The organism is Geomonas paludis (genome assembly GCF_014193585.1).
Lineage (GTDB): Bacteria > Desulfobacterota > Desulfuromonadia > Geobacterales > Geobacteraceae > Geomonas > Geomonas paludis.
This window is the reverse complement of sequence record NZ_BLXY01000001.1, coordinates 943,250-966,409: the sequence shown is the minus strand read 5'-3', so window position 1 is coordinate 966,409 and position 23,160 is coordinate 943,250. Positions and strand designations below refer to the sequence as shown.

Below are 23,160 nucleotides of genomic sequence, written 5' to 3'. Positions count from 1 at the left end.
TTTTCCTACACTTTTTTCACTATGATTTTGTCGATGTAATCGAGGTCTATGTAATCCAATGCATGCATCTGCGGTTTGAGGTCGCGATAGATGTTGGACAGGCGCGCGAGCTTCTGGCCGAAGTCGCCGTTGCCCAGTTTCACCGGAACGCCCCCCTGCATGGTGAACAGGGTGAAGCCGTACCCCTTGCTGTAATGAATCTCCGAGATATCGGCCAGGCTGAACACGCCGCCGGACTTCAGGGTGCCGATCAGCTGCAGCGCGCCCTTCAGCGCCTCCTGGCACCCCTTGGGGTCCTGGGACAGGTCCTCCTCGGTGATGCCGGTGATGAGCGGGAAGTCGAGACGGTCCCCCTCGGAGAGCGACTTGAACAGCACGCCCTTTTCGTCGAGGTAGTAGAGACAGCCCACGTTGGCCACCGCCTGCGGGGTCCTTTCCGAAGCGGTGATGGAAAGGGTGTGCGGGAAGTAGCGGCGCACCTGTACCTGCTCCAGCCAGGGATCCTTGGAGAGCCGTGCCATGATGGTCTTCAGGTCGAGCCCCAGCATCGAGTCGCCGGGGCGGACGCCGGCCAGGGTGATGATCTCCTCCCGGGAGACCGTCTTCAGCGGCGACACCTCGATGGTTTCCAGACGGAGCAGCGTGGTGCGCGAGACGAGGTGGTACGCCTTCCAGCCGCCCAGTCCGGCGACGGCGCAGATGACCGAGGCGCCTATCCCCCGGGAGAGCCACTTGAGGATGGGGCCCCAGTTGATGGGCTTACGCTCCTTGGGCGGCTTCTTGACCCTGTTGTGGGGCACCCTCTGTTTTTTGGCGTGCAGATCGCGCATGGCAGTTACCGTCTAGATTGAATTTCAATGCAACTAAATAGCAGCGGTGAACCTGAAAGTAAGACTGAGACTGAGATTAAGACTAAGATTGAGATTGAGGTTAAGGCCTAGACTTAATCTTTAACTTAATCTTTATCTTAATCTTTAACTGCTTCTCAGATTTTCAGCGATGCGGCAGAGATAATGCGCACCACCAACTGGTCAAAATCGATATCGGAGCCGCGGGCGATTTCCGGCAGCAGGCTCAGGTCGGTCATTCCCGGCAGGGTGTTCACCTCGAGGAGGTAGCACTCGCCGGCCTCGTTGACCAGGAAGTCGACACGGCTGTAGCAGTCGCAGCCCAGGGCGGCGTGGGCCTTCTCGCCTTCCTTCAGGACCGCCTGGTACACGCTCTCCGGCAGGCGGGCCGGGAGGATGTGCTCGGCGCCGCCGTCGGTGTACTTCGCCTCGTAGTCGTAGAACTCATTTTTCGGAACGATCTCGATGGCGCCCATGGCGCGTCCGTCCAGTATGCCGACCTGGACCTCCTTGCCGCTGATGAATGCCTCGATCAGGATCTCGGAGTCGTAGCGGAAGGCATCCTCGAGCGCCTTCGCCATCTGGCCGGGCTCTTTCACGATGCTGACGCCGACCGAGGAGCCTTCCTTGGAGGGCTTCACCACCACCGGCAGGGGATTCTCAAGCTTCAGTTCCTCGCCGCGGCGCAGCACCTGGTAGGGGGCAAGCTTCAAGCCGGCGGCGGCAAACATGACTTTGGCGGCGATCTTGTCGATGGCAAGGGCCGACGCGAGCACGCCGGAACCGGTGTAGGGTATTGCCATCAGCTCCAGCAGACCCTGTACCGAACCGTCTTCGCCGAAGCGGCCGTGCAGGGCGATGAAGGCCAGATCCACCTTCTCTTCGGCCAGGCGCTGAGCCAGGTCGCGGCCGACGTCGATGCCGACGGCGTTATACCCCTGGCGCTGCAGCGAAGCGAGCACGGCCTTGCCGCTGTTCAGGGACACCTCGCGCTCGGCGGAAAGCCCCCCCATCAGCACGGCGATCTTCTTGGTTTTCAGGTCCTGTATGGTCATCTCGAAACTTCCTTTGTGCTTATTCTGCTATCAGAGCTCTGGGGTTCCCCCCTCTCCCTCTGGGAGAGGGTCGGGGTGAGGGATGCGCCATGAGCACAATTTCTGCATCTGCCAGCGCCCTCACCCGGCCTTCGGCCACCCTCTCCCGGGGGGCGAGGGACTTTGGTTGCCCCCTCCGGGGTGCGTGTCCCCCCTCTCCCTCCGGGGGTGCGTGTCCCCCCTCTCCCTCTGGGAGAGGGTCGGGGTGAGGGAAACTGCGACAGAAATAGATATCTCTGAGCTATCCTTCCCCGACTATCCTTACCTCTTCCTCCAGCTCGATCCCGGCGGTCTCCTTCACCCGCGACTTGATCAGCTCCGCCAGGGCCAGGAAGTCGGCAGCAAGGGCGCCCCCCTTGTTGACCAGGAAGTTGGTGTGCACCTCGGAGACCTGGGCTCCACCAATCATCCAGCCGCGCAGTCCGGCCTCGTCTATCAACCGCCAGGCGCTCCCGCCGGCCGGGTTCTTGAAGAAGGACCCTGCGTTGGGGAAGCCGACCCGCTGGCCGCCGCGCTTGGCGATGTACTCCTGGATGCTCTCCTCGATCAGACGGCGCTCAACCGGTTCCAGCCTTAGCCGCGCCCCCAGGATTATCTCGCCAGGCTCCAGCTTCAGGAAGCGGTAGCCGTACTGCAACTCATCCCGTTTGCGCACCAGCACCCCGCTCTCCCGCAGGGTGGTGAGCAACTCGACCCGCTGCATGGTCTCGCCGCCGTGGGCGCCGGCGTTCATCGCCAGCGCGCCGCCGAAGCTCCCCGGGATGGCGCTCAGGAACTCGATCCCGCCCAGACACTGTTGCGCCGCGAAGCGGGTGAGGGCCTGGTTGGTGACCCCGGCGCCGACGTCGAGCCTTGCTCCCGGCAACGGCTCCAGGGTGTCCAATCCTTTCAACGAGACCACGCACCCCCTGATGCCGCCGTCACGGACCAGGAGGTTGTAGCCCCCTCCGATGACCAGGCAGGGAATGCCTGCCGACCGGAGTTGTTCCAGGACCCTTTGCAGGTCGTCGATGTCCGCCGGCTCCAGGTAGAGATCCGCCGGGCCGCCTACCCTGAGCGAGGTGTGCCGGGACATGGGTTCGTCCCACAGGACGGTTCCCTGCGTCCCTTGTGCGACCTGCTCCAGATGGGCCCGGGACCAGGTCATTTGTCCCCCGCAGCCTTCAGGCGCTCCAGCATGGTCTCACCCACCTGCCAGACGTTGCCGGCGCCCAAGGTGAGCAGGATGTCGCCCGGGGCCAGCACCCGCTCCAGGTGCTCGCAGAGCTTGTCCCGCTCCGGAATCCAGGTGACGTCCTTCTGGCCGTGCCTCCTGACCCGTGCCGCCAGCGACTCGGCGGTGATCCCCTCGATAGGGGCCTCGCCGGCCGCGTAGATGTCGGTGAGGATCAGAACGTCCGCATCGTGGAACGCCTTGACGAAGTCCTCGAAGAGTTCCTTGGTGCGCGAGTAGCGGTGCGGCTGGAACACGACCACCAGGCGGTTCTCCGCGAAGCCGGCCTTGGCCGCGGCCAGGGTCGCCTTGATCTCGGTCGGGTGGTGGCCGTAGTCGTCGACCACCATGATGCCGTTCACTTCCCCCTTCAGGGAGAAGCGGCGCCCGACACCGCCGAAGGCCTTGAAGCCTTCCTGGATGGTCTCGAACGGGATGTCCAGTTCCATGGCCACGGCGACGGCGGCCAGCGCGTTGAGCACGTTGTGCGCACCGGGCATGGAGAAGGTGATCTCGCCCAGCCGGACCCCCTTGTGGTGGGCCACGAAGCTGGTGGAGAAGCCGGACAGGCGCACGTCGGTGGCGCGGAAGTCCGCTTGCGCCGACAGCCCGTAGCTGGTAAAGCGCTTCTTCACCCGCGGCAGGATGTCGGCGATGTTGCCGTTATCCAGGCAGAGTACCGCCAGGCCGTAGAAGGGAACTTTGTTGATGAATTCGACGAAGGTGTCCTTGATCTCCTCGATACCGCTGTAGAAATCGAGGTGGTCGGCGTCGATGTTGGTCACCACCGCGATAGTCGGCGAGAGAAGCAGGAACGAGCCGTCGGACTCGTCCGCCTCTGCTACCAGGAACTGGCCCTGGCCAAGGCGCGCGTTGGTGCCCAGGGAGTTCAGCCTGCCACCGATGACCATGGTCGGGTCGATCCCCCCTTTGGCCAGGAGCGTCGCCACCATCGAGGTGGTGGTGGTCTTGCCGTGGGTGCCGGCGACCGCGACGCCGTACTTCATGCGCATCAGCTCGGCCAGCATCTCGGCGCGCGGGATCACCGGGATCAGCTTCAGGTGCGCCTCGATCACCTCGGGGTTGTCTTCGTGCACGGCGCTGGAGATGACCACCACGTCCGCCTGTGCCACATTCTCGGCGGCGTGGCCGATGAAGATCTCGCCCCCCAGGGTTTCCAGGCGTTGGGTGGTGTCCGAACTGCGCAGGTCGGAGCCCGAGACCTTGTAGCCCAGGTTAAGCAGCACCTCCGCAATCCCGCTCATGCCGATGCCGCCGATGCCGACGAAATGTATCCGCTCTATCTTTCCGTACACTCTTGCTCCCTTCGGTCGCAGATTAAGATAAAGATTAAGATTGAGAACAACCTAAACTTTCCCTTCCGTGCCGACCGACTCATTATCTTAAGGTTTTCCTTAGTCTCAATCTCAGTCTTAATCTGCTTTCATAACCATGGCCGCAACGATGGCCTGGGCGGCGTCGAGCTGGGCCAGGGACCGGGCGTTCTTCTCCAACTCGGCTACCTGCTCCGGGTGATTCATCAGGTTCAGGATCTCGGCGGCCAGGTGCGCGCCGGTCAGATCTTCCTCGAGGATCATCCGCCCCGCGTCACGCTTCACCAGCGACTCGGCGTTCTTCCTCTGGTGGTCGTCGGCCGCAAAGGGATACGGGATGAAGATGCACCCCTTGCCGCAGGCGGTGACCTCGGCGATGGTGGTCGCCCCGGCCCGGCAGATCACCAGATCAGCGGCGCCGTAGGCCGCGGACATGTTGTCGATGAAGGAGAGCACCTGCGCCTGGACGCCCTGGGCCTGGTACCCCTCGCGCACCCGCGCCACGTCCTTCTCCCCGGTCTGGTGCGTGATGCGCAGCTTGTGCTTCACCTCTCCCAGGTGGGGCAGCGCTTCCAGCATGGCACTGTTGATGCGCTGGGCGCCGGCGCTGCCGCCGAAAACCAGCAGGCTGAAGGTGTCACCCGTAGTCCTGCTGCGCTGCTCCTGGAAGCCCCACAGGATTTCCTTGCGGATCGGATTGCCGGTCATCTGGGTGCTTTTCCCCGGAAAGAAGCTGGCAGCCTCCTCCATGGAGATGAAGATCCCGTCCACCACGCGGCTCAGCACCTTGTTGGTGAGGCCGGGGGCGGCGTTCTGCTCGTGGATGAAGGTCCGGATCCCCATGCCGCGCGCGGCAAGGAGGATCGGGGCCGAGGCGTAACCGCCGACACCCAGCACCATATCGGGCCTGAACGCTTTCAGGATCTTCCTCGACTGCGAGTAGCCGTACAGCAGGCGCCCGGCGCTCATGAGCTTCTTGACGGTGCCCATCCCCTTCATGCCGCTGGCGGAGATCAGCTCCAGCTTGTAGCCCAACTTGGGCATCAGGCGCGCCTCGATGCCGCGTTCGGTGCCGACGAACAGGACCTCGTTCTCCGGCCCGCGGGCCAGGAATTCCTCGGCCACCGCAATACCCGGGAAGAGATGCCCCCCGGTGCCGCCTCCCGCGATGATCAGCCTCATAGTGTCCCCCTCATCCTGGTGGAGACGTTGAGAAGCACGCCTACCGCGCAAAGCGAAATGATCAGCGAACTGCCGCCGTAGCTAAGAAACGGAAGCGCGATCCCCTTGGTGGGGAGCAGTCCCGTGACCACCGACATGTTGATGAAAGCCTCCAGGCCGAGCAGGGTGGCGATGCCGAAGGCGAGGAAGCGGCCGAAGCTGTCCTCAGCGGCGATGGCGACCCGGATGCTTCTCTGTACCAACAACAGGAACATCGAGGCGATCACGATCACCCCGACAAACCCCATCTCCTCGCCGAGCACGGAGAGGATGAAGTCGGTATGCGCCTCCGGGAGGTAGAACAGTTTCTGCTTCCCTTCCCCGAGTCCCTGGCCGAAGAAGCCGCCGGTCCCCAGCGCCAGCCAGGACTGGATGATCTGGAACCCCGCGTCGGTGGGGTCCTGCCACGGATCCAGGAAGGCGGTGATGCGCCGCATCCGGTAGGCCTTGGTGAAGACCAGGTAACAGATGCCGGGCAGGGCGACGAGCCCCATCCCCAGGATGTACTGCACCTTGGTGCCGGCAGCGAAGAGCATGACGATGGCCACCACCAGCATGGTGAGCGCGGCGCCCATGTCGTGCTGCGCCAGGAGGATCGCGATGAAGACCCCGAGGATCAGCATGTACGGGAAGAAGCCGGACATGAACTGCTTCAGCTTCTCCTGCCGCTTCTCCAGGGAGTAGGCCATGTACATGATCAGCGCCACCTTGGCCAGCTCGGAGGGCTGGAAGTTGAAGCCGGGGAGCCGGATCCAGCGCGAGGCACCCTTGGCGGTCCCGCCGATGCCGGGGACGAACACCAGCAGGAGCAGGAAGAAGGTCCCCAGGAAGAGCGGCACCGCCCACTTCTTCCAGACGTGGTAGTCGACGTGCATGGCGAGCCCCATGCCGATGAAGCCGATCAGCGCGTACAGGGACTGCCGTTTCAGGAAGAAGAAGCCGTCGTGGAACTTCTTGGCAGCCATGACGGAAGACGCGGAGTAGACCATGACCACACCGAAACAGGTGAGGATCACCGCCATCATAAGCACGATCATGTCGTACCCCTCCAGTCGCTTCACTTCTTCTCAGCCTCCTTGGCCGCGCGTACCGCCGCCTTGAAGCGCTCGGCGCGCTCCTCGTAATTCTTGAACATGTCGAAGCTGGAACAGGCCGGCGAGAAGAGGACCACGCCACCGGGCTGGGTCAGCGTCCGGGCGGTTTCAACCGCCTCCTCCAGGGTATCGGCGAAGTGGGTGTCGGTGAGATCGCCCAGCGCCTGGTGCATGCGCTCGCGCGCTTCGCCGATCAGGACCAGATGACTGACCCGTTGCGAGACCAGCTGTGCCAGCGGCTCGTAGGATCCCCCCTTGTCCTTGCCCCCGGCGATGAGGGTGATGCCGGAATCGAAGCTCTCCAGGGACTTCACCACGCTGCCGACGTTGGTCCCCTTGCTGTCCTCGTAGTAGGCGACGCCGTTGACCTCCTCGACGAACTCCATGCGGTGCGGCAGCCCCTTGAAATCCTTGACCGTCGCGTAGGCGCAGTCGCCGTCGCAGCGCATGAGCAGGGTGGATGCCATGCTGGCCATGATGTTGTCCAGGTTGTGCACCCCTTTGAGCTTGAAGCCGTCGGTGCCGAAGCGGAGCACCTTGCCGTCGTGGGCGAAGGTGATGAAGCCGTCACGGTAGCTGATCCCTTCCTCGAGCTCGTGGAAACGGCTCATCGGGAAGAGGCGCGCCTTGAGCTTTGAGGCGCAGGCGGCGACCAGCGGATCGTCGATGTTCAGCACCGCGAAGTCCTCCGGCCCCTGGTTCTCGAAGATGCGCAGCTTGGCGTCGATGTACTCCTGGAAGCTGTGGTAGCGGTCCAGGTGGTCCTCGGTAAGGTTCAGAAGCACCGCGACGTGCGGGCGGAAGCTCTCGACCCCCTCCAACTGGAAGGAGGAGAGTTCGACCACGACGCGCTCGACCCGCTCACCGCTCATGGCGAGCTCGATGAGGGGATTGCCGATGTTGCCGCCGACGAAGGTGTCGAAGCCGCACCCCTTGAAGATCTCGCCGGTCAGGGTGGTCGTTGTGGTCTTGCCGTTGGTGCCGGTGATGGCGACCATGGGGGCCTCGATGAACCAGGAGGCGAGTTCCACCTCGGAAACCACGCGGCGCTTCTGGGCCCGCGCCATCTCCAGCGGCTTGATGTCCATGGGGACGCCGGGGGAGACCACGATCAGGTCGGCCATCAGGAAGCTGTAGGGGACGTGGCGCCCCAGTTCCAGGCAGAGGTCGAGATCGGAGAGTTCGGCGAGGACGTCGGCAAGCGCCTCGTCGTCGCGCATGTCGGTGACGGTGACCAGGGCGCCGCGCTCCGCCAGGAAGCGGGTCACGGCGACGCCGGTCTTGGCCAGCCCTACCACCAGTATTTTCTTGTCCTTTAATTCCATGTGACCTTCTTCTCCAAACCTAAATCCCCCCTGTCCCCCCTTCGCAAAGGGGGGGGACGCGAGGTCAGGTGCAATACGTTATGGCTAGCGCATCTTCAGGGTCGAGATGGCGACCAGCGCCAGGATGATGGTGATGATCCAGAACCGGACGATGATCTTCGGCTCGGCCACCCCCTTCAATTCAAAGTGATGATGAATGGGCGCCATCCGGAAGATCCGCTTGCCGCGGTACTTGTACGAGCCCACCTGGAAAATGACCGAAAGCGCCTCCACGACGAAGACGCCACCCACGATGACCAGCAGGATCTCCTGCTTGGTGAGCACGGCCAGGGTACCGAGCCCTCCCCCCAACGACAGGGAGCCGACGTCTCCCATGAAGACCTCGGCGGGGTAGCTGTTGTACCACAGGAATCCCAGACCCGCGCCGACCATGGCCCCGCACAGGACGGCAAGCTCGCCGCCACCCGGTACGTAGGGGATCTGCAGGTATCCGGAGAGCCGCGCGTTGCCGGCGATATAGCAGAACAGCATGTAGGTGGCCGCGTTGATGGCCACCGGCCCGATGGCCAGGCCGTCCAGACCGTCGGTCAGGTTGACCGCGTTGCTCGCGCCCACGATGACCAGGGTCACGAACGGAATGAACAGGATCCCCAGCTCCGGATGCAGCCTCTTGAAGAAGGGGAAATACAGTTCGGTGGAGAAACCGGGGAGGTTGTAGAGGAAGATGCCGACGCCGCCGGCCAGGATCACCTGCCAGAACATCTTCTGGCGCGGCGAGAGCCCCTTGGGGTTCTTCTCCACCACCTTCTTGTAGTCGTCCACGAAGCCCAGCACGCCGTAACCGCCGATGATGAGCAGGGTGAGCCAGATGAAGACGTTCTTCAGGTCGGCCCACAACAGGGTCGGCACGATGATGCAGACCAGGATCAGCACCCCGCCCATGGTGGGGGTGCCCTGCTTCTTCAGGTGGGACTCGGGGCCGTCGGTGCGGATCACCTGGCGCGCCTGCAGCCCTTCCAGCTTCCTGACCACCCAGGGGCCCACGATGAAGGCCAGCACCAGCGCCGTGATCATGGCGTAGATGGTACGGAAGGTCAGGTATTTGAAGACGTTGAAAAGCTTGTAGTCCGAGGCGAGCGGATACAAAAGATGGTACAGCATCAGTCATGCCCCCCTTGTTTCGTGGGTGCCAGCGCCTCTTTTACCGCCGTCGCCACCTTGTCCATCTTCATGCCGCGCGACCCCTTGAAGAGGACGCAGTCGCCGGGCTGAAGCCAGGCGATCAGTTCGCGGGAAAGCTCGTCGTGGTTTGCTGCACGCACGATGCGCTCTGCGGGCAGCCCCGCCTCCAGCGCGCCTTTCTCGACCTGCACGGCCAGTTCGCCCAAAAGGTAGAGCCGCTCCACGGTCGCCGCCTTGTGGCCGAGCTCCCGGTGTGCTTCCTCGGTCCCCAGCCCCAGTTCCAGCATGTCGCCCAGGACCGCCGCGCATCTCGCGCCCCCCGCGACATCCTTCAGGGTGGTCAGGGCGGCCGCCATGGAGGCGGGGTTGGCGTTGTAGCTGTCGTCGATGAGCGTGACGCCGGCCACGTCCTCGAGCTGGAAGCGTTTGTCGTAGGGGGTGAATTCCTCGAGCCCCTGGCGGATCACCGGGCCGGGAACGCCGAGCGCGTGCGCCGCGGCCGCGGCGGCCAGCGCATTGTAGATGTTGTGCCGTCCGTAGGCCTTCAACGTCACCTGCTCCTCGCCGTCGGGAAGCCGCAGCGTAAAGCTTTCGCCCTCTTTGCCGAGGCTTTTGATCGACGCGGAGGAGACCTCGGCGCCGCGCAGGCCGAAGGTGAGCCGGGTCACGTTCAGGTGGGTCGGGCAGGCGGAGATGAGAGGATCGTCCACGTTGTAGACCGCGACCGCGCCCTCCCTTAGGCGCAGGAACAGTTCGCCCTTGGCACGGGCCACCCCTTCCACGCTCCCCAGGGTCTCCAGGTGGGCAGGGAAGGCGTTGGTGATGATGCCCACCTGCGGCTCCGCGATCTCGGCCAGGCGATCGATCTCGCCGAACTCGCTCATGCCGATCTCGACCACCGCCCAGCGCTCGCGGCCGGTGAGGCGGAACAGGGTGAGCGGCAGGCCGATCAGGTTGTTCAGGTTCCCCTCGGTCTTCAGACCGGGGCCGGTCTGGGCCAGGATGCCAGCCAGCATCTCCTTGGTGGTGGTCTTGCCGTTGCTGCCGGTCACCGCCACCACCTTGAGGTCGAAGCGGCGGCGGTGCCAGGCGGCCAGGTCGCCCAGGGCACGCAGGGTATCTTTCACCGTCACGGCGCAGGCGCCTGCCGGCACCCCGTGTGCGGCGTGCCAGCTCTCGGTCATCAGGAACGCGGCCACGCCGCGGCCTGCAGCCGTCTCTATGAAGTCGTGGCCGTCGAAGCGCTCTCCCACGAGCGGAACGAACAGCTCACCCGGGGCGACCTGGCGCGAGTCGGTGGAAACGCCCGACACGACGGTCTGGGCCTCCCCGATCATCCTGCCGCCGGTTGCCTCGGCTATTTCTTTCAGCGTGAACATCGCCATCTGGATCCTTGTTTCCTTATGCTGCTGGACGCTCGACGCGTCCTTATTCTTAACCGATGAGGCATGAACTTCCGCTGCTCCCCAGACATCCCCCTCTCCCTCCGGGAGAGGGAACCGGCGAGCCGTCAAGGGAGGGGGCGAGGCTTTAAACCTTCGCGGCGCAAACGCAGTAATGTGCCGCAAAATAAAGGAAAAGGGAACCTTTTTTTACGCCCTGAGTTTCAGCGCGGCGGCAGCCTCTTCCCTGTCGTCGAAGTGGAATTTCTCGGTACCGACGATCTGGTAATCCTCGTGTCCCTTGCCCGCCAGCAGCACGATGTCGCCGGGGCGCGCGGCCAGGATGGCGGCGCGCACCGCGGTGCGCCGGGACTCGATGGTGGCAAAGCCTTTCTCGCGGAAACCGGCCTCCAACTCCTCCAGGCTGTACTCTTTCATCCCCGCCGGGATGCCGGCACGGACGTCTGCCAGGATCGCCTGCGGGTCCTCGGTGCGCGGGTTGTCCGAGGTGATGATGGCGAGGTCGCTGTAGCGGGCGGCAATCTCTCCCATCACCGGGCGCTTCCCCTTGTCGCGGTCGCCGCCGCAGCCGAAGAGGGTGATGATCCGGTCGGTCTTCAGTTCGGCGATGGTGGAGAGGACATTCTCCAGTGCGTCGCCGGTGTGGGCGTAGTCGACCAGCACGATGACGCCCTGGTCGTTGGGAACCCGCTCCAGGCGACCCGGCACCTTCTTGTGCCCCTCGATGCCGGCCTCGATGGCTTCCTTGGGGATGCCCAGGGCAAGCCCCGCTCCCACGGCGCCCATGATGTTGTACAGGTTGAAGCGCCCCAAAAGGTCCGAGTTGATGTTGATCTCCCCCACCGGCGACTTCAGGCGGCAGCGGATGCCGTGCACCGAGAAGTTCACCTCGGCGACGCTCAGGTCTGCCGGGCCGTTGACGGCGTAGGTCAGCACCGGCGCAGCGGCATCGGCGGCGATCCTCGCCCCGTACGGGTCGTCCAGGTTGACCACCGCGCGCCGCAGCGGCTTGTGCACGTTGGGGGTCAAAAGGTCGGTGAAGAGCCGGAGCTTGCTCTGGTAGTAGGACTCCATGTCCAGGTGGTAGTCGAGGTGGTCGCGGGTCAGGTTGGTGAAGATGGCCACGTCGAAGATGCAGCCGTCGGCACGGCGCTGCTCCAGGGAGTGCGAGGAGACTTCCATCACCGCGCCCTTCGCCCCCTGGTCCACCAGTTCCCGCAGGATGCGCTGCAGGTCGACGGACTCCGGCGTCGTGTTGGGGGCCGGGATGTTGGTGTCACCGAAGCGGTAGCTGATGGTGCCGAGTACGGCGGCCGGGATGCCGGCGCGCTCCATGATCCCCTCGACCAGGTAAGTGGTGGTGGTCTTGCCGTTGGTGCCGGTGATGCCGACCAGCGGCACGCCGCCGGTGGGGGTGCCGTAGAAGACGGCGGCCATGAGGCTCATGGCGCGGCGTGCGTCCGGCACCTCGACGCAGGTAACCCCGGCAACGGCGCAGGGGCGGTCCGCAATAATTGCGACCGCCCCCCCCTTTACAGCGGATGCCACGAATTCTGTTCCGTCGCTCTTCACCCCGCGCAACGCGAAGAAGAGCGCGCCTGGCGTCACCTGCCGCGAGTCGTAGCAGAGCGCCCCTATCTCGATGGCTTCGTCACCGGTTACCTTGGCGCCCGGGACACAGGCCAGAAGTTGTCTCAGTTCCATTGTTCCCCCATGAATCAGGCCGACGGCACGAAGCGCACCCAGACCTGGTCCTGCGTGGTGATGCGGGCTCCCGGCGGCGGGTTCTGCTCCACCGCCCGGCCGCTTCCCTGCAGCTTGACGTTGAGGCCGCGCTGTTCCATGACCCTCAGCACCTGCCTCATGCTCATGCCGCGGAAGTTGGGCATGGCCCCGGCGTCCGCCCCTTCCACCGTCCCCCCCTCGACCACCGCCTGCTCCGCCTGCGGGGTGACCTTCTCGGGGGCCGGTGCCTGCTTCTTCTTGATGCTTTTGTCCGGCGGCACGTTCAGGTAGCACAGGGTCTGCTGTGCGATGGCGCTGAAGGCCGGCGCGGCAACGACACCGCCGTAGACGTTGGCGGTCGGCTCGTCCACCATCACCATGATGGCCAGCCTGGGCTTCTCGACCGGCACGAAGCCTACGAAGGACCCGATGCGCTTGCTGGCCGAGTAGCTGCGCCCCTCGACCTTCTGGGCGGTGCCGGTCTTGCCCGCGACCCGGTAGCCGTCGACCGCGGCCCCGGTGCCGGTCCCGCCTTCCCCCACGACCCCCTCGAGCATGTGGGCCACGGTCTTGGCCGTCTCCGGCGAGATCACCCTTCTCTTCAACTGGGGCCCGAACTGTTGCAGGACCACCCCCTCGTCGTCCACGATCCGGTCCACCAGGTAGGGCTTCATCAGGTTGCCGCCGTTGGCGACGGCGGAAACCGCGGCGGTCAGCTGCAGGGCGGTGGCGGTCACCCCCTGGCCGAAGGAGATGGTGGCCAGGTCGATGCCGTACCATTTCTCCTGCGGGCGGAGCATCCCGGCCACTTCGCCGGGGAGGTCGATGCTGCTCCTCTCACCGAACCCGAACCCGGTGAGCGCCGTGAACAGGCGCTGCGGGCCGAGCCTCTGGCCGATCTTGGCGGCGCCGATGTTGCTCGAGTACTTGAGAACCTGCGGCACGGTCAGCGCACCGTACTTGTGCGTGTCGTGGATGGTCCTGCCGTACATGTTGCAGGAGCCGTTCTCACAGTTGAAACTGTCGCCGGGGCGGATCACCCCCGCTTCCAGCGCCGCCGCCACCAGGAAGATCTTGAAGGTGGAGCCGGGTTCGAAGCTGTCGGCGATGGCGCGGTTCCTGATCGACCCCGGGGTCAGTTCCTTGACGTTGTTCGGGTTGAAGGAGGGGTAGTTGGCCATGGCCAGCACCCGCCCGGTGTCGGGCTCCATCACGATGGCGATGCCCGCCTTGGCACCGTTTTTCTCGATGGTCTTGGTGAGCTCCTTCTCCGCTATGTACTGGATGTTCTTGTCCAGGGTGAGGACGACGTTGCTCCCCTTGGAGCCGGCCTTCCCTTCGCTCCCCTTCTTGAGAGCGATGTCGCGCCCGAGGGCGTCGCGCTCGGTGACCAGGTAACCGGTGTTGCCGAGGATGATGTTGTCGTACTTCTTCTCGACCCCTTCCAGGCCGCTGGGGTCCAGACCGGTGAAGCCTATCACATGGGCTGCGACCTGCGAGTTGGGGTAGAAGCGGCGGCTTTCCTTCACGAAGCCGACCCCCTCCAGGTCCAGCGCCTTCACCCTTTTCGCCTGCTCGGGGGGCATCCTGCGGGCCAGCCAGACGAAGTTCCTGGCCGCCTTCAGTTTCGCCTCCAGCTCCTCCTTCGAGCAGCCCAGCGCCGGCGCCAGCTGCGCCGCCGCCTCGGAGACGTTCTCCATGTTCCTGGTCTCGGCGTAGCAGGAGTCCATCTCGATGGAGACCGCGAAGGGGGCGTTGTTACGATCGTAGATCCCGCCGCGGCTGGGGGTGAGCGGGATGCTCTTCTGGTGCTGCTTCTCGGCGATCTTCACCAGCTTGTCGTTGTCCAGGACCTGCAGGTAGAAGGCGCGCCCGCTGGCCGCGATGAAGAATCCGACGAAGAGCAGAGCCACGAAGCGCATGCGGACCCTGGCCCATTTCTCCCACTTGTCTATCACTTGACCAGGACCACCTGCTGGTCGGTGGGGAGCGCCATACCGAGCTCACCCTTGGCCAGCGCCTCGATGCGGGCCGGCGCCTTCAGGGACGCCACCTCCACCTTGAGACGCTTGTTCTCCTGCTGCTGATCCCTGAACTGTTTGTTCGCCTCGCCGATCCTCAGGTTGAGATCGATCACCTCGACCCGGGACCAGACGTGGAATATGGAAACCAGCGTAAGCAGGACCATGACCCCGGTCAGGTACCGGAAACTGATCCAGTTCTCTCTTGCTACCGCTCCGGGTCGTGCCGGTGCGGCGACCTTGCCGTAGGCAACTTTGCTCTGTGCCATAGTGCTACCTCTTGTTAAATCTTCTCGATGCCTCTCAGGCGTGCGCTCCGGGAGCGCGGGTTCGCGTTCAGTTCCTCATCACCGGCCTTGACCGCCTTCTTGGTCAGCACCTTGTACTGCGGCACCCGGTTGCAGACGCAGATCGGGAGCTCCTTGGGGCAGGTGCAGCCGGCGGCGGCGGCGCGGAAGGCCTCCTTGACGATGCGGTCCTCCAGCGAGTGGAAGGAGATCACTGCACCGCGCCCGCCGGGTTTCAGGAGTTTCAGCAGGTCGGCAAGCCCGTCCTCCAGGCTCTTCAGCTCCTCGTTGACCGCGATCCGTAGCCCCTGGAAGGTCCTCGTCGCGGGATGCAGCCGCTCCTCCCACTTCGCCTTGGGGATGGCCCCCTTGATGATGTCCACCAGCTGCATGGTGGTCTCGATGGGGGCCTCGGCCCGGGCCTTCACGATGAAGGAGGCGACCCTCTTGGCCCAGCGCTCCTCGCCGTACTCGGCGATGATGCGGTGCAGTTCGGCCTCGGAGAGGGTGTTGACCAGGTCGGCTGCGCTCGGGCCGGAGCTTCGGTCCATGCGCATGTCCAGGGGCGCGTCGGCCTGGAAGCTGAAGCCCCGCTCCTCCTTGTCCAGCTGGTGGCTGGAAACCCCGAGGTCGAGGACGAAACCGTCGATGGCGTCCACCCCGATCTCGGCCAGGGTCGCCGCTATCGAGGAGAAGTTCCTCTGGAAGATCCTGACCCGGTCGCCGAAGGGGGCGAGCCGTTCGCGGGCCACCGCGATCGCCTCCGCGTCACGATCGAAGCCGATCAGGACGCCGTCCGGACTGCTCGCCGTGAGCACCAGGCCGGCGTGGCCGGCCCCTCCCAGGGTGCCGTCCACGTAGATGCCGCCCGATTTGGGGGCGACCAGCTCGAGGACCTCGTCCGGGAGTACCGATATGTGATGGAAATCCGCCATCTAGAGGCCCAGCGCCGTGAGGCCCGGTGCGTCGAGCGGGAAGTTCTGCTCGTCCTGGGCGCAGACCTGGGCCCAGACCGCCTGGCTGTAGATGTCGATCTTTTTCTGCATGCCGACGAAGTGGAGCTCGCGCTCCAGCTGCGCGGTCTTTCTCAGGTCGGTGGGAACCAGGATGCGGCCCAGCTTGTCCGCCGTGCATTCGACGGCGGGAACCAGGATGGTGCGGCGCACCGAGGCCAACTGCTCGGCGGAGAAGCCGAGGGCGGCCCCGTCCTTGAGCCTTTCCTCGAGGGCCAGGAACTCGGTGTAGGGATAGATGACGAGACCATAGCCCATCTGCCCACCACCCAGCCTCAGCGGACTGGACTTGGTGAGGAAGAAGCGCTCGTCGCCGAAGCTGTCCAGCAGAACCTCGCGAAATTTCGCGGGAATGCTGGTACGCCCCTTGGCGTCGATGGTCGTGTCGAACTTCCCTCTGAACATGGTTTCCCCGGCACTCGTTGCCACTTTATACCACTGCATACCACTTTCGTGCACGAACTATACGGGAGGCAAGGATTGATGTCAAGGCAAAATTAGCGGCAAATAGGGAATTTTTGGGAGGTTTTCCGAGGAGTTAAGCGAGGGGACGGCAACCGGTGGCAAGAAGTGGTAAAAGCGGGGAGTGAACCGGAGTAAATTAAAAGACCTAGCGAACAGCGAAGGGCGAAACGCGGCGGGCGGGGCCTTTAAGGCCCCGCCCGGAACGGTGCGACATTATTAATTCTTTTTCCTGTCGAAGAGGGAAACCACGTTCCCCTTCTTCTGGGAGCCGCCGCTGTCCACCGGCGCCACCGGCTTCTCGGGAGGTTCCGGCGACACCACCTTCTCGAGCATGATCGGGGTCCCGGACATGGTGAAGGGGGCGCCATTGACCTGGCTTTCGTCCAGTATCCAGTGGTAGACCTGGAGCGGCACGGTGAGCACCAGGAGCTGCACCTGCCACCAGCCGGGTTTCACGTCCGGGGTGATGTCCTCGATCCGGGCGTAGAAGCTGGGTTTGTTGTCGATGTGCGCCAGCACGATGTCGTTGATGGTGGTCGTCATGGTCACTTCTCCTGTGGGGTCAAAGCAGGGAGCCGTCCATGCTCCGCGCCGGGAACAGGGCGCGGATCTCGGCGTAGCGGGCGGCAAGCTCCTGCTCCATCCGGTAAAAGCGGGCGACTTCGTCCCGCGGCATCTGATCCTCGATGAGGTCGCAATTGAAGGTGATGCAGTTGAAGGGCCGGTAGCCCGGCGGCATCAGGCACTCCGGCTCGCCCAGAAACGGGCAGAGCCCGTTGTCGAAGCGCGGCGTAAAGAGCGGCTGCCCGGTGGCCAGGTACACCAGGAGGTCCGCGGCGCTGAAGTGGTATTTCCCCTTGGCGCAGCAGGCCCCGCCGCAGCCGGCGCAATGGGCGGCGGCATCGACCCGGGTGACCAGTTGCTGCATCGCCTGTTTGTGGGCGACCATGGCCCGGGCCGAGGCTGCCAGTTCCAGGCGGACGGCATCCGGCAGCCGTCCGAACGCCGCCGTCACCTTCCCTACCGCCCCCTGCCACTCATGATCCCAACCGGTCACTTCAAACCTCTTGCACCATAAAAAAACGCCGTCCGGTGTGATCGGAAGGCGAGTCTACACCTACAAACCGATGGTTAACGCAAAGCCGCAATGACGCAAAGACAGCACAAAAACGAACCTGACTGGTGATGACCTTTCCTGGTTCCCAAGTTCCAGCTTGGGAACCCCATATGGCGCAAAGCTCCAGCTTTGCATCCGAGGGGAGTTGGAGCTTCGGAGAGGCTTTGCGTTTAATTCTATTTGTTTGAAAATTGGCCGAAGCAGCCCGTAAGCCGGGTTCTGTTCCCGCAGCCGGTTACCCGGAGGCGGGTGATAGTCATTCATCTAGGAGTGCCGTTGCCGACACCCTCAAGCAACCAACCCGGAAGCACGGACGGGCCGTCCTTGGCGCTTCCCTATTTGGTCTTGCTCCTGGTGGGGTTTACCTGGCATCCGACGTCGCCGCCGGACCCGGTGAGCTCTTACCTCACCCTTTCACCCTTACCCCCCTACGCCAAGGCTTCGGGGGGCAAGCCCCTTAAAGCTTTGGTCTGGTGGGCGGACTTCTCTCTGTGGCACTATCCCTAGGGTTGCCCCCGCTGGACGTTATCCAGCACCATGCCCTGTGGAGCCCGGACTTTCCTCCCTCCACCTTCGCCCAAGGCGAGGTGAACGGCGACCATCTGGTCTGCTTCGGCCAAAATCTTTACTGCAGATCGAGACAGAGATTAAGACTAAGGAAAAGCAGAGGCCTCATCTCAGTCTTAATCTTAATCTTAATCTTAGTCTTACTCTGCCTTACTCCACTTCCTGCTTCATGACCAGGATGCGCTGGCAGTGCGGGCAGGTGATCACGTCGTCGGCGCGGAACAGGGTGTTGTAGAGCTGCGGCGGCAGGTGCATGTTGCACCCCATGCAGTTCCCTTCCTTGGCTTCCACCACGGCAACGCCCCTTCTCTGGTCGCGCAGCCTGCTGTAGCGCTTCATCACGGAGGCCGGGATGATCTTCATGGTCTCTTCGCGGGTGGCGGCATCCTTGGCAATCCCACCTTCCAGCGCTTCCACCTTCTGCTGCACTTCGGCCTGCTGCGCGGCGACGTTCCCTTCCAGCTCGACTAGATCGGCTTCGCGCTTGGCGATGTCGGCGTTGATCTCCTCGATGGCGTTGATCTTCTGCAGGATCTGCTCCTCCAGTTCGGCGATCAGCTTCTTGGCGCCGGAGATCTCCTTGGAGACCGCCTGGTACTCCTTCTGGGTCTTGATCTCCTTGAGGTGCGACTCGGAACGGTTGATGTTGTCGTTCTCGGAGGCGAGGCTGGCCTCCAGGGCCCCCTTCTCCTCTTCGAGCGTGTTCACTTCTTCGCGCCGCGCCGCGATCTTCTCACGGGCTTCCGCAAGTTTCGCGTCCAGAGCCTGGGACTCGCTCACCAGCTGCGCCTTCTCCCCGTCCAGCCCGTCGATCCTGAGATCGATCTCCTGCAATTCGTATAACGCCTTCAGTTTGTTACGCAAAATCCGCCTCCCCAACTACCTTTTTATGTGCTTAAAGAGCAGACGCCTCACCAGAAGCTGAAAGGCTCCTGCTCTCCTTGGTATTCCACCACTTCCGCCTCGAAACGGCGCGCCGCAATGGCGTCCTTCAACTGCGCCCCGAGCCCCTCGATCATGAGCCGCTCGGTGGCGAAATGGCCGGCGTCCAGCAGCGCCACCCCGAGGGCCTCGGCCTCGCGCGCCTCGTGGTATTTCACGTCACCGGTCACCAGGATATCGGCACCCTTGCGGGCCGCGTCGTGCAGCAGCGACACGCCGGAGCCGCCGCAGACTGCCACTTTTTTCACCGGACGCTCCGGGTCCCCGACCAGCCGCACGCCTGCCGCACCGAGGCGCTCCCGGACCTCCCTGGCAAAGCCCCCCGCGGCCACCGGGGCGGCCAGCGTGCCGATACGTCCCAGCCCGCGCGGCGCCCCCTGGTTCAGCACCGGGTACAGGTCGTAGGCCGGCTCCTCGTAGGGGTGCACCCCCTTCAGGGCGGTCACGGCGGCGCCGATGCGCTCCTTCATGATCAGGAACTCGAGCCTGCTCTCCGGCTCGGCATGTCCCGAGCCGACCTCCCCCACGAAGGGCTTGGCGCCGGCCAGCGGGGTGAAGCGCCCGGTCCCCTCGACCTGGTAGGAACAGTCGCGGTAGTTGCCGATCAGGGGCATGAAGGGGGAGAGCGCGGCCAAAAGCTTCTCCTCGAAGCCGCGCGGCGCGAACAGCACCATCTTGACGTACTCCTCCCCGCCGGTGATCTTCAGAGGCTGCGCGCCCTGGAGTCCCAGGCGGCCGGCCAGAAGGTCGTTGACGCCCCCATGGGCGATGTCGAGGTTGGTGTGCAGGGAGATGATGGCGAGGTCGTGCTTGAGGGCGAGGATGGTAAGGCGGCCGGTCTCGTCGGCGGCGGTGATCTTTTTGAGCGGAGAGAAGATGAACGGGTGATGCGTGACCAGCAGTTGGCAGCCGGCCTCGATGGCCGCCTCGACGGCGGGACGGCCGGGATCGAGCGCCACCATGATCCGGGAGACCTGGCCGACGGGGTCGCCAAGCTGCAGCCCCACGTTGTCCCAGGATTCAGCGAAGTGAATTGGGGCAATTTTGCCAGTTATTCCAACTAGATCGGAAATTCTTGGAGTTATCATCGCGCTCAAAAGAAAAAGAGTGCAACCGCTTGGTGTGCACTCTCTCTCCCCACTAACAGTGTATTTTTCCGTCTGACCAGGTGCTTTAAGGGCATCCCCACATCATCCTAATTTGTAAGGTGGTGGGCCCACCAGGACTCGAACCTGGGACCGACCGGTTATGAGCCGGTAGCTCTAACCAACTGAGCTATAGGCCCGAAAAGCGAAATTAAAACATATAGTAAAAGGATTAGCGTGTCAAGCTTCTATTTTAATGACAGAAGTCACCCTTGCTAATACATCTCGTACTTGAGCAGCCGGCACTCGATGGGGCCGTTGTAGAGCACCATCCTGCGGGTCGCCTTCAGTCCGACCGACTTGGCCAGCTCCAGGTTGCCGGTGAAGAGGTAGGCGGTGTACCCCTTGCAGCGCTGTTTCAGGGTGTCGCCGATCTCCTTGTAGAGCGGGCGCAGCGCCTCCTGCTCGCCGAGCCTCTTGCCGTAGGGCGGGTTGATGATCAGCACTCCGGGCCCCGGGGGCACGGTGAGTTCCGCCATGGGGAGGCGCCCCAGCACCAGGTGCTCAAGCACCCCGGCGCGCTTCGCGTTCTGCGCCGCCATTCCCACCGCGGAGTGGGAGAGGTCGGTCCCCTGCACCGGCGCGGGGAGCCGCTCCAGCATGCCGGCGCGCGCCTCGGCGACGATGCGGTCCCACAGGGCACGGTCGAAGCCCTGCCAGCGCTGGAAACCGAAGCGGCGGTTGAGCCCGGGAGGGATGCGCAGCGCCTTGAGCGCCGCCTCGATGGCGATGGTCCCGGTGCCGCACATGGGATCGACCAGCGGGATGCTGCCGTCCCAGCCGGACAGTTCCACCAGCGCCGCGGCCAGGTTCTCCTTGAGCGGCGCCTCGTGCCGGTCCAGGCGGTAGCCGCGGCGGTCCAGGGGTTCGCCGGAGAGGTCGAGGCTAAGGGTGCAGCGGTTCTTGAACAGGCGCACGTTGACACGCAGGTCGGGGTCCTTGGTGTCCACGCTGGGGCGGCTGCCGTAGTGGTCGCGCAGGGCGTCGACGATGGCGTCCTTGGTCTTGAGCGCCACGAAGCCGGAATGGGTCAGCGCCGAGTCGCGCAGGTTGCAGTCGACGGCGAGGGTGAGGGCCGGGGTCAGGAAGCGCTCCCAGGAGACGGCGCGCACGCCGCGGTACAACTCTTCCGGGCTTTCGCAAGGGAACTCGGCCAGGGTCATCAGCACACGGCTCGCGGTGCGCAGCCAGAGGTTGGCGCGGTAGGCGGCCTCCATCCCACCTGCGAAGCGGACGCCGCCGCTTTCGGCAGTGACCTCGGGAACACCCAGCCGTACCAGCTCGGCCGCCAGCGCCTCTTCCACGCCCTTGGCGGTGGTGGCGAAAAAAAACTGCTTCATCCTTTCTCCTTAAAAAAAACCTGCCGGAGCACTCTGTCATGAGAGGTGCCGCGCCGCCCCCCCGTGGTGGCCGTGCTGCCGCCGCTCACCTTCATGAGGAATATACACGCAGCGGCTTCGGCACCGCAACGGTAAAGCACAAATTAATATTGATCGCCCATTGCACTGATTAGAAGATAATGATAAAAAATTAATTTCTTCAGTTGTCCGGGACATCTGCCGATAGGAGTTTTCATGAACCCGACACTGGCCTGCGTCTACGGGAGCCCCGCCGCCGCGGGAGGTCTTTTACCTGCCCGGCACGCGGGTTGCCATTGTGTCGGCCTGCATTACAATTTTGCAGTACCCGGTGCCACAATCCCCTGTTTTATCGGAGAATTTCGCACATGAAGAGACTGTTAAGAGTCCTGATCGTAGAGGACGCTCCGGACGATGCCCAGCTGATCGTGATCCAGCTCGAGCAGGGGGGATTCGACGTCCACTTCCAGCGCGTCGATAGTGCCCAGGCCCTGACCGAAGCGCTGACCTCGGCCCAGTGGGACGTCATCATCTGCGACTACGTGATGCCCGGCTTCAGCGGCTTGAAAGCGCTGCAGATACTCAAGGAAAACGGCTGCGACATCCCCTTCCTGATGATCTCCGGCAAGGTCGGCGAGGAGGCCGCTGCGGCCGCCATCCGCGCCGGGGCCGATGATTTCGTACTCAAGGGGAACCTGGCCCGGCTGGTGCCGGCGGTGCAGCGCTCCATCGCCGAGGCGGCCCTGCGCCAGCAAAGCCGGCGCCACGAGCAGGAGCTCAAGGAGAAGCTGGAATTCATCCAGGTGCTCATCGACACCCTCCCCACCCCGATCTTTTACAACGACCCCAACGGCCTGTACCTGGGCTGCAACAGGGCGTTCGAGGAACAGATCGGCATCAAGCCCGGCGAGCACGTCAACAAGAGCATCTACGAGATCCTCCCCCCGGACCTGGCCGCCCTCTACACCCGCGGCGAGGAGACCGCCGAAAACGGGGTCGGCCCGCGCAGTTTCGAGGGGACCATTACCTGCGCCGACGGCGAGCGCCGTGACATGATCTTTTACAGCGCCACCTTCAAGAACTCCGGGAACAGCTCCGGCGGCGTGGTCGGGGCCCTCTTGGACATCTCCGAGCGCAAGCAGGCCGAGCTGAAGCTGCGCTACCTGAGCAGCCACGACATCCTCACCGGTATCTACAACCGGGCCTACTTCGATGAGGAGCTCGACCGGCTCAGCAAGGGGCGCAAGTTCCCGGTCAGCATCGTCATGGTGGACGTGGACCGCCTGAAAGAGGTCAACGACCAGCAGGGGCACGCGGCCGGCGACGAACTGCTCCGGCACGCCGCCGAGGTGCTGAAAAATGCCTTCCGGCGCGAGGACGTGGTGGCAAGGGTCGGCGGGGACGAGTTCGCCGCGCTCCTTCCCAACACCGACGAGTCCACCCTGCGCGAAGCGATGGAGCGGCTCCAGGCCCATCTGGCCCAGAGCAACCACGAACACCCCGCGCTCCCCTTGAGCCTCTCCATCGGGGCCGCCACCGCCTACGACGGCGAGGAACTGATGACCTCGTGGCGCCTGGCGGACCAGCGCATGTACCGGCAGAAGAAAGGGCGCAAAAACAGCAACGCCGGCAGCAGGCAACACCAGTTGGTGGCCTAGAGCCGGCGAAGCGCAGTGAGGGCGCGCGTCCCGGGGCCGGGGCGCGCGCCTTTTCTATTTCTGGTCGGCGAGATCCTCCGCTATTCCCTCTCCCTCCGGGAGAGGGTGCCCGAAGGGCGGGTGAGGGAGGTGCCACGAAGCGGGATCA

At 64.0% G+C, this 23,160-nt stretch carries 20 protein-coding genes, 1 tRNA gene and 1 other RNA gene; 1 reads left to right on the top strand and 21 read right to left on the bottom strand.

The annotated features are described in order from the left end of the window. Positions 1-5 precede the first annotated feature (5 nt). The 21 genes from H7687_RS03910 to H7687_RS03810 form a co-directional block, all read right to left on the bottom strand. The gene (locus H7687_RS03910) at positions 6-830 is read right to left on the bottom strand and encodes a cell division protein FtsQ/DivIB (RefSeq protein WP_183345314.1); all 825 of its coding nucleotides are present in this window, start codon (positions 828-830) and stop codon (positions 6-8) included. Positions 831-985: 155 nt separating this feature from the next. Then, positions 986-1,903, bottom strand: a complete 918-nt coding sequence (locus H7687_RS03905; protein ID WP_183345312.1) for a D-alanine--D-alanine ligase — start codon at positions 1,901-1,903, stop codon at positions 986-988. Positions 1,904-2,183: 280 nt separating this feature from the next. Continuing rightward, positions 2,184-3,089: a UDP-N-acetylmuramate dehydrogenase gene (murB, locus tag H7687_RS03900; RefSeq protein ID WP_183345310.1), complete on the bottom strand. Its 906-nt coding sequence runs from the start codon at positions 3,087-3,089 to the stop codon at positions 2,184-2,186. After that, complete coding sequence (murC, locus tag H7687_RS03895; RefSeq protein ID WP_183345308.1) at positions 3,086-4,471, bottom strand: UDP-N-acetylmuramate--L-alanine ligase; 1,386 nt, start codon at positions 4,469-4,471, stop codon at positions 3,086-3,088. Before murC ends, murB begins: the two co-directional genes overlap by 4 nt. A 117-nt stretch (positions 4,472-4,588) precedes the next feature. Beyond that, positions 4,589-5,671 (bottom strand): undecaprenyldiphospho-muramoylpentapeptide beta-N-acetylglucosaminyltransferase, encoded by a 1,083-nt coding sequence (gene murG, locus H7687_RS03890; protein WP_183345306.1) that lies wholly within the window; start codon positions 5,669-5,671, stop codon positions 4,589-4,591. Continuing rightward, complete coding sequence (ftsW, locus tag H7687_RS03885; RefSeq protein ID WP_183346047.1) at positions 5,668-6,747, bottom strand: putative lipid II flippase FtsW; 1,080 nt, start codon at positions 6,745-6,747, stop codon at positions 5,668-5,670. Before ftsW ends, murG begins: the two co-directional genes overlap by 4 nt. A gap of 20 nt (positions 6,748-6,767) precedes the next feature. Then, positions 6,768-8,129 (bottom strand): UDP-N-acetylmuramoyl-L-alanine--D-glutamate ligase, encoded by a 1,362-nt coding sequence (gene murD, locus H7687_RS03880; protein ID WP_183345304.1) that lies wholly within the window; start codon positions 8,127-8,129, stop codon positions 6,768-6,770. A gap of 84 nt (positions 8,130-8,213) precedes the next feature. Beyond that, positions 8,214-9,290 (bottom strand): phospho-N-acetylmuramoyl-pentapeptide-transferase, encoded by a 1,077-nt coding sequence (gene mraY, locus H7687_RS03875; protein WP_183345302.1) that lies wholly within the window; start codon positions 9,288-9,290, stop codon positions 8,214-8,216. Beyond that, positions 9,290-10,696: a UDP-N-acetylmuramoyl-tripeptide--D-alanyl-D-alanine ligase gene (locus tag H7687_RS03870; protein ID WP_183345300.1), complete on the bottom strand. Its 1,407-nt coding sequence runs from the start codon at positions 10,694-10,696 to the stop codon at positions 9,290-9,292. Before H7687_RS03870 ends, mraY begins: the two co-directional genes overlap by 1 nt. Positions 10,697-10,903: 207 nt before the next feature. After that, positions 10,904-12,418, bottom strand: coding sequence for a UDP-N-acetylmuramoyl-L-alanyl-D-glutamate--2,6-diaminopimelate ligase (locus H7687_RS03865; RefSeq protein WP_183345298.1), 1,515 nt, complete (start codon positions 12,416-12,418; stop codon positions 10,904-10,906). Between the two features lie 14 nt (positions 12,419-12,432). Continuing rightward, complete coding sequence (locus tag H7687_RS03860; RefSeq protein ID WP_183345296.1) at positions 12,433-14,397, bottom strand: PASTA domain-containing penicillin-binding protein; 1,965 nt, start codon at positions 14,395-14,397, stop codon at positions 12,433-12,435. Continuing rightward, a complete protein-coding gene (gene ftsL, locus H7687_RS03855) occupies positions 14,394-14,729 on the bottom strand; it encodes a cell division protein FtsL (protein WP_183345294.1) in 336 nt (111 codons plus the stop codon). The genes H7687_RS03860 and ftsL overlap by 4 nt, the downstream gene beginning before the upstream one ends. 14 nt (positions 14,730-14,743) lie before the next feature. Then, the gene (gene rsmH / locus H7687_RS03850; RefSeq protein WP_183345292.1) at positions 14,744-15,682 is read right to left on the bottom strand and encodes a 16S rRNA (cytosine(1402)-N(4))-methyltransferase RsmH; all 939 of its coding nucleotides are present in this window, start codon (positions 15,680-15,682) and stop codon (positions 14,744-14,746) included. Next, on the bottom strand, positions 15,683-16,165 hold the full coding sequence (gene mraZ / locus H7687_RS03845) for a division/cell wall cluster transcriptional repressor MraZ (RefSeq protein WP_183345290.1): 483 nt from the start codon (positions 16,163-16,165) through the stop codon (positions 15,683-15,685). 276 nt (positions 16,166-16,441) lie between these two features. Beyond that, entirely contained in the window at positions 16,442-16,768 is a 327-nt protein-coding gene (locus H7687_RS03840) for a hypothetical protein (protein WP_183345288.1), read from the bottom strand. 19 nt (positions 16,769-16,787) lie between these two features. Beyond that, positions 16,788-17,282, bottom strand: a complete 495-nt coding sequence (locus tag H7687_RS03835; protein WP_183345287.1) for a hypothetical protein — start codon at positions 17,280-17,282, stop codon at positions 16,788-16,790. Positions 17,283-17,535: 253 nt separating this feature from the next. After that, an RNA gene (gene rnpB, locus H7687_RS03830) (RNase P RNA component class A) lies at positions 17,536-17,956 on the bottom strand. Positions 17,957-18,059: 103 nt separating this feature from the next. Next, a complete protein-coding gene (locus H7687_RS03825; RefSeq protein WP_183345285.1) occupies positions 18,060-18,773 on the bottom strand; it encodes a zinc ribbon domain-containing protein in 714 nt (237 codons plus the stop codon). A gap of 47 nt (positions 18,774-18,820) precedes the next feature. After that, complete coding sequence (locus H7687_RS03820; RefSeq protein WP_183345283.1) at positions 18,821-19,939, bottom strand: Nif3-like dinuclear metal center hexameric protein; 1,119 nt, start codon at positions 19,937-19,939, stop codon at positions 18,821-18,823. 120 nt (positions 19,940-20,059) lie between these two features. Continuing rightward, positions 20,060-20,136 (bottom strand) — tRNA-Ile (locus H7687_RS03815). Between the two features lie 75 nt (positions 20,137-20,211). Continuing rightward, entirely contained in the window at positions 20,212-21,336 is a 1,125-nt protein-coding gene (locus tag H7687_RS03810) for a THUMP domain-containing class I SAM-dependent RNA methyltransferase (RefSeq protein ID WP_183345275.1), read from the bottom strand. Between the two features lie 386 nt (positions 21,337-21,722). Between H7687_RS03810 and H7687_RS03805 the strand changes: the two genes are divergently transcribed. Next, positions 21,723-23,012 carry a sensor domain-containing diguanylate cyclase gene (locus tag H7687_RS03805; protein ID WP_183345273.1) on the top strand — a complete coding sequence of 430 codons (1,290 nt, stop codon included), beginning with the start codon at positions 21,723-21,725 and terminating at the stop codon, positions 23,010-23,012. The last annotated feature ends 148 nt before the right edge of the window (positions 23,013-23,160 follow it).

Coding starts and splice junctions, on each gene's coding strand:
- H7687_RS03910 (WP_183345314.1), bottom strand. CDS start 830: ATGCGCGATCTGCACGCCAAAAAACAGAGGGTGCCCCACAACAGGGTC.
- H7687_RS03905 (WP_183345312.1), bottom strand. CDS start 1,903: ATGACCATACAGGACCTGAAAACCAAGAAGATCGCCGTGCTGATGGGG.
- murB (WP_183345310.1), bottom strand. CDS start 3,089: ATGACCTGGTCCCGGGCCCATCTGGAGCAGGTCGCACAAGGGACGCAG.
- murG (WP_183345306.1), bottom strand. CDS start 5,671: ATGAGGCTGATCATCGCGGGAGGCGGCACCGGGGGGCATCTCTTCCCG.
- ftsW (WP_183346047.1), bottom strand. CDS start 6,747: ATGATCGTGCTTATGATGGCGGTGATCCTCACCTGTTTCGGTGTGGTC.
- murD (WP_183345304.1), bottom strand. CDS start 8,129: ATGGAATTAAAGGACAAGAAAATACTGGTGGTAGGGCTGGCCAAGACC.
- mraY (WP_183345302.1), bottom strand. CDS start 9,290: ATGCTGTACCATCTTTTGTATCCGCTCGCCTCGGACTACAAGCTTTTC.
- H7687_RS03870 (WP_183345300.1), bottom strand. CDS start 10,696: ATGGCGATGTTCACGCTGAAAGAAATAGCCGAGGCAACCGGCGGCAGG.
- H7687_RS03865 (WP_183345298.1), bottom strand. CDS start 12,418: ATGGAACTGAGACAACTTCTGGCCTGTGTCCCGGGCGCCAAGGTAACC.
- ftsL (WP_183345294.1), bottom strand. CDS start 14,729: ATGGCACAGAGCAAAGTTGCCTACGGCAAGGTCGCCGCACCGGCACGA.
- rsmH (WP_183345292.1), bottom strand. CDS start 15,682: ATGGCGGATTTCCATCACATATCGGTACTCCCGGACGAGGTCCTCGAG.
- mraZ (WP_183345290.1), bottom strand. CDS start 16,165: ATGTTCAGAGGGAAGTTCGACACGACCATCGACGCCAAGGGGCGTACC.
- H7687_RS03840 (WP_183345288.1), bottom strand. CDS start 16,768: ATGACGACCACCATCAACGACATCGTGCTGGCGCACATCGACAACAAA.
- H7687_RS03820 (WP_183345283.1), bottom strand. CDS start 19,939: ATGATAACTCCAAGAATTTCCGATCTAGTTGGAATAACTGGCAAAATT.
- H7687_RS03810 (WP_183345275.1), bottom strand. CDS start 21,336: ATGAAGCAGTTTTTTTTCGCCACCACCGCCAAGGGCGTGGAAGAGGCG.
- H7687_RS03805 (WP_183345273.1), top strand. CDS start 21,723: ATGAAGAGACTGTTAAGAGTCCTGATCGTAGAGGACGCTCCGGACGAT.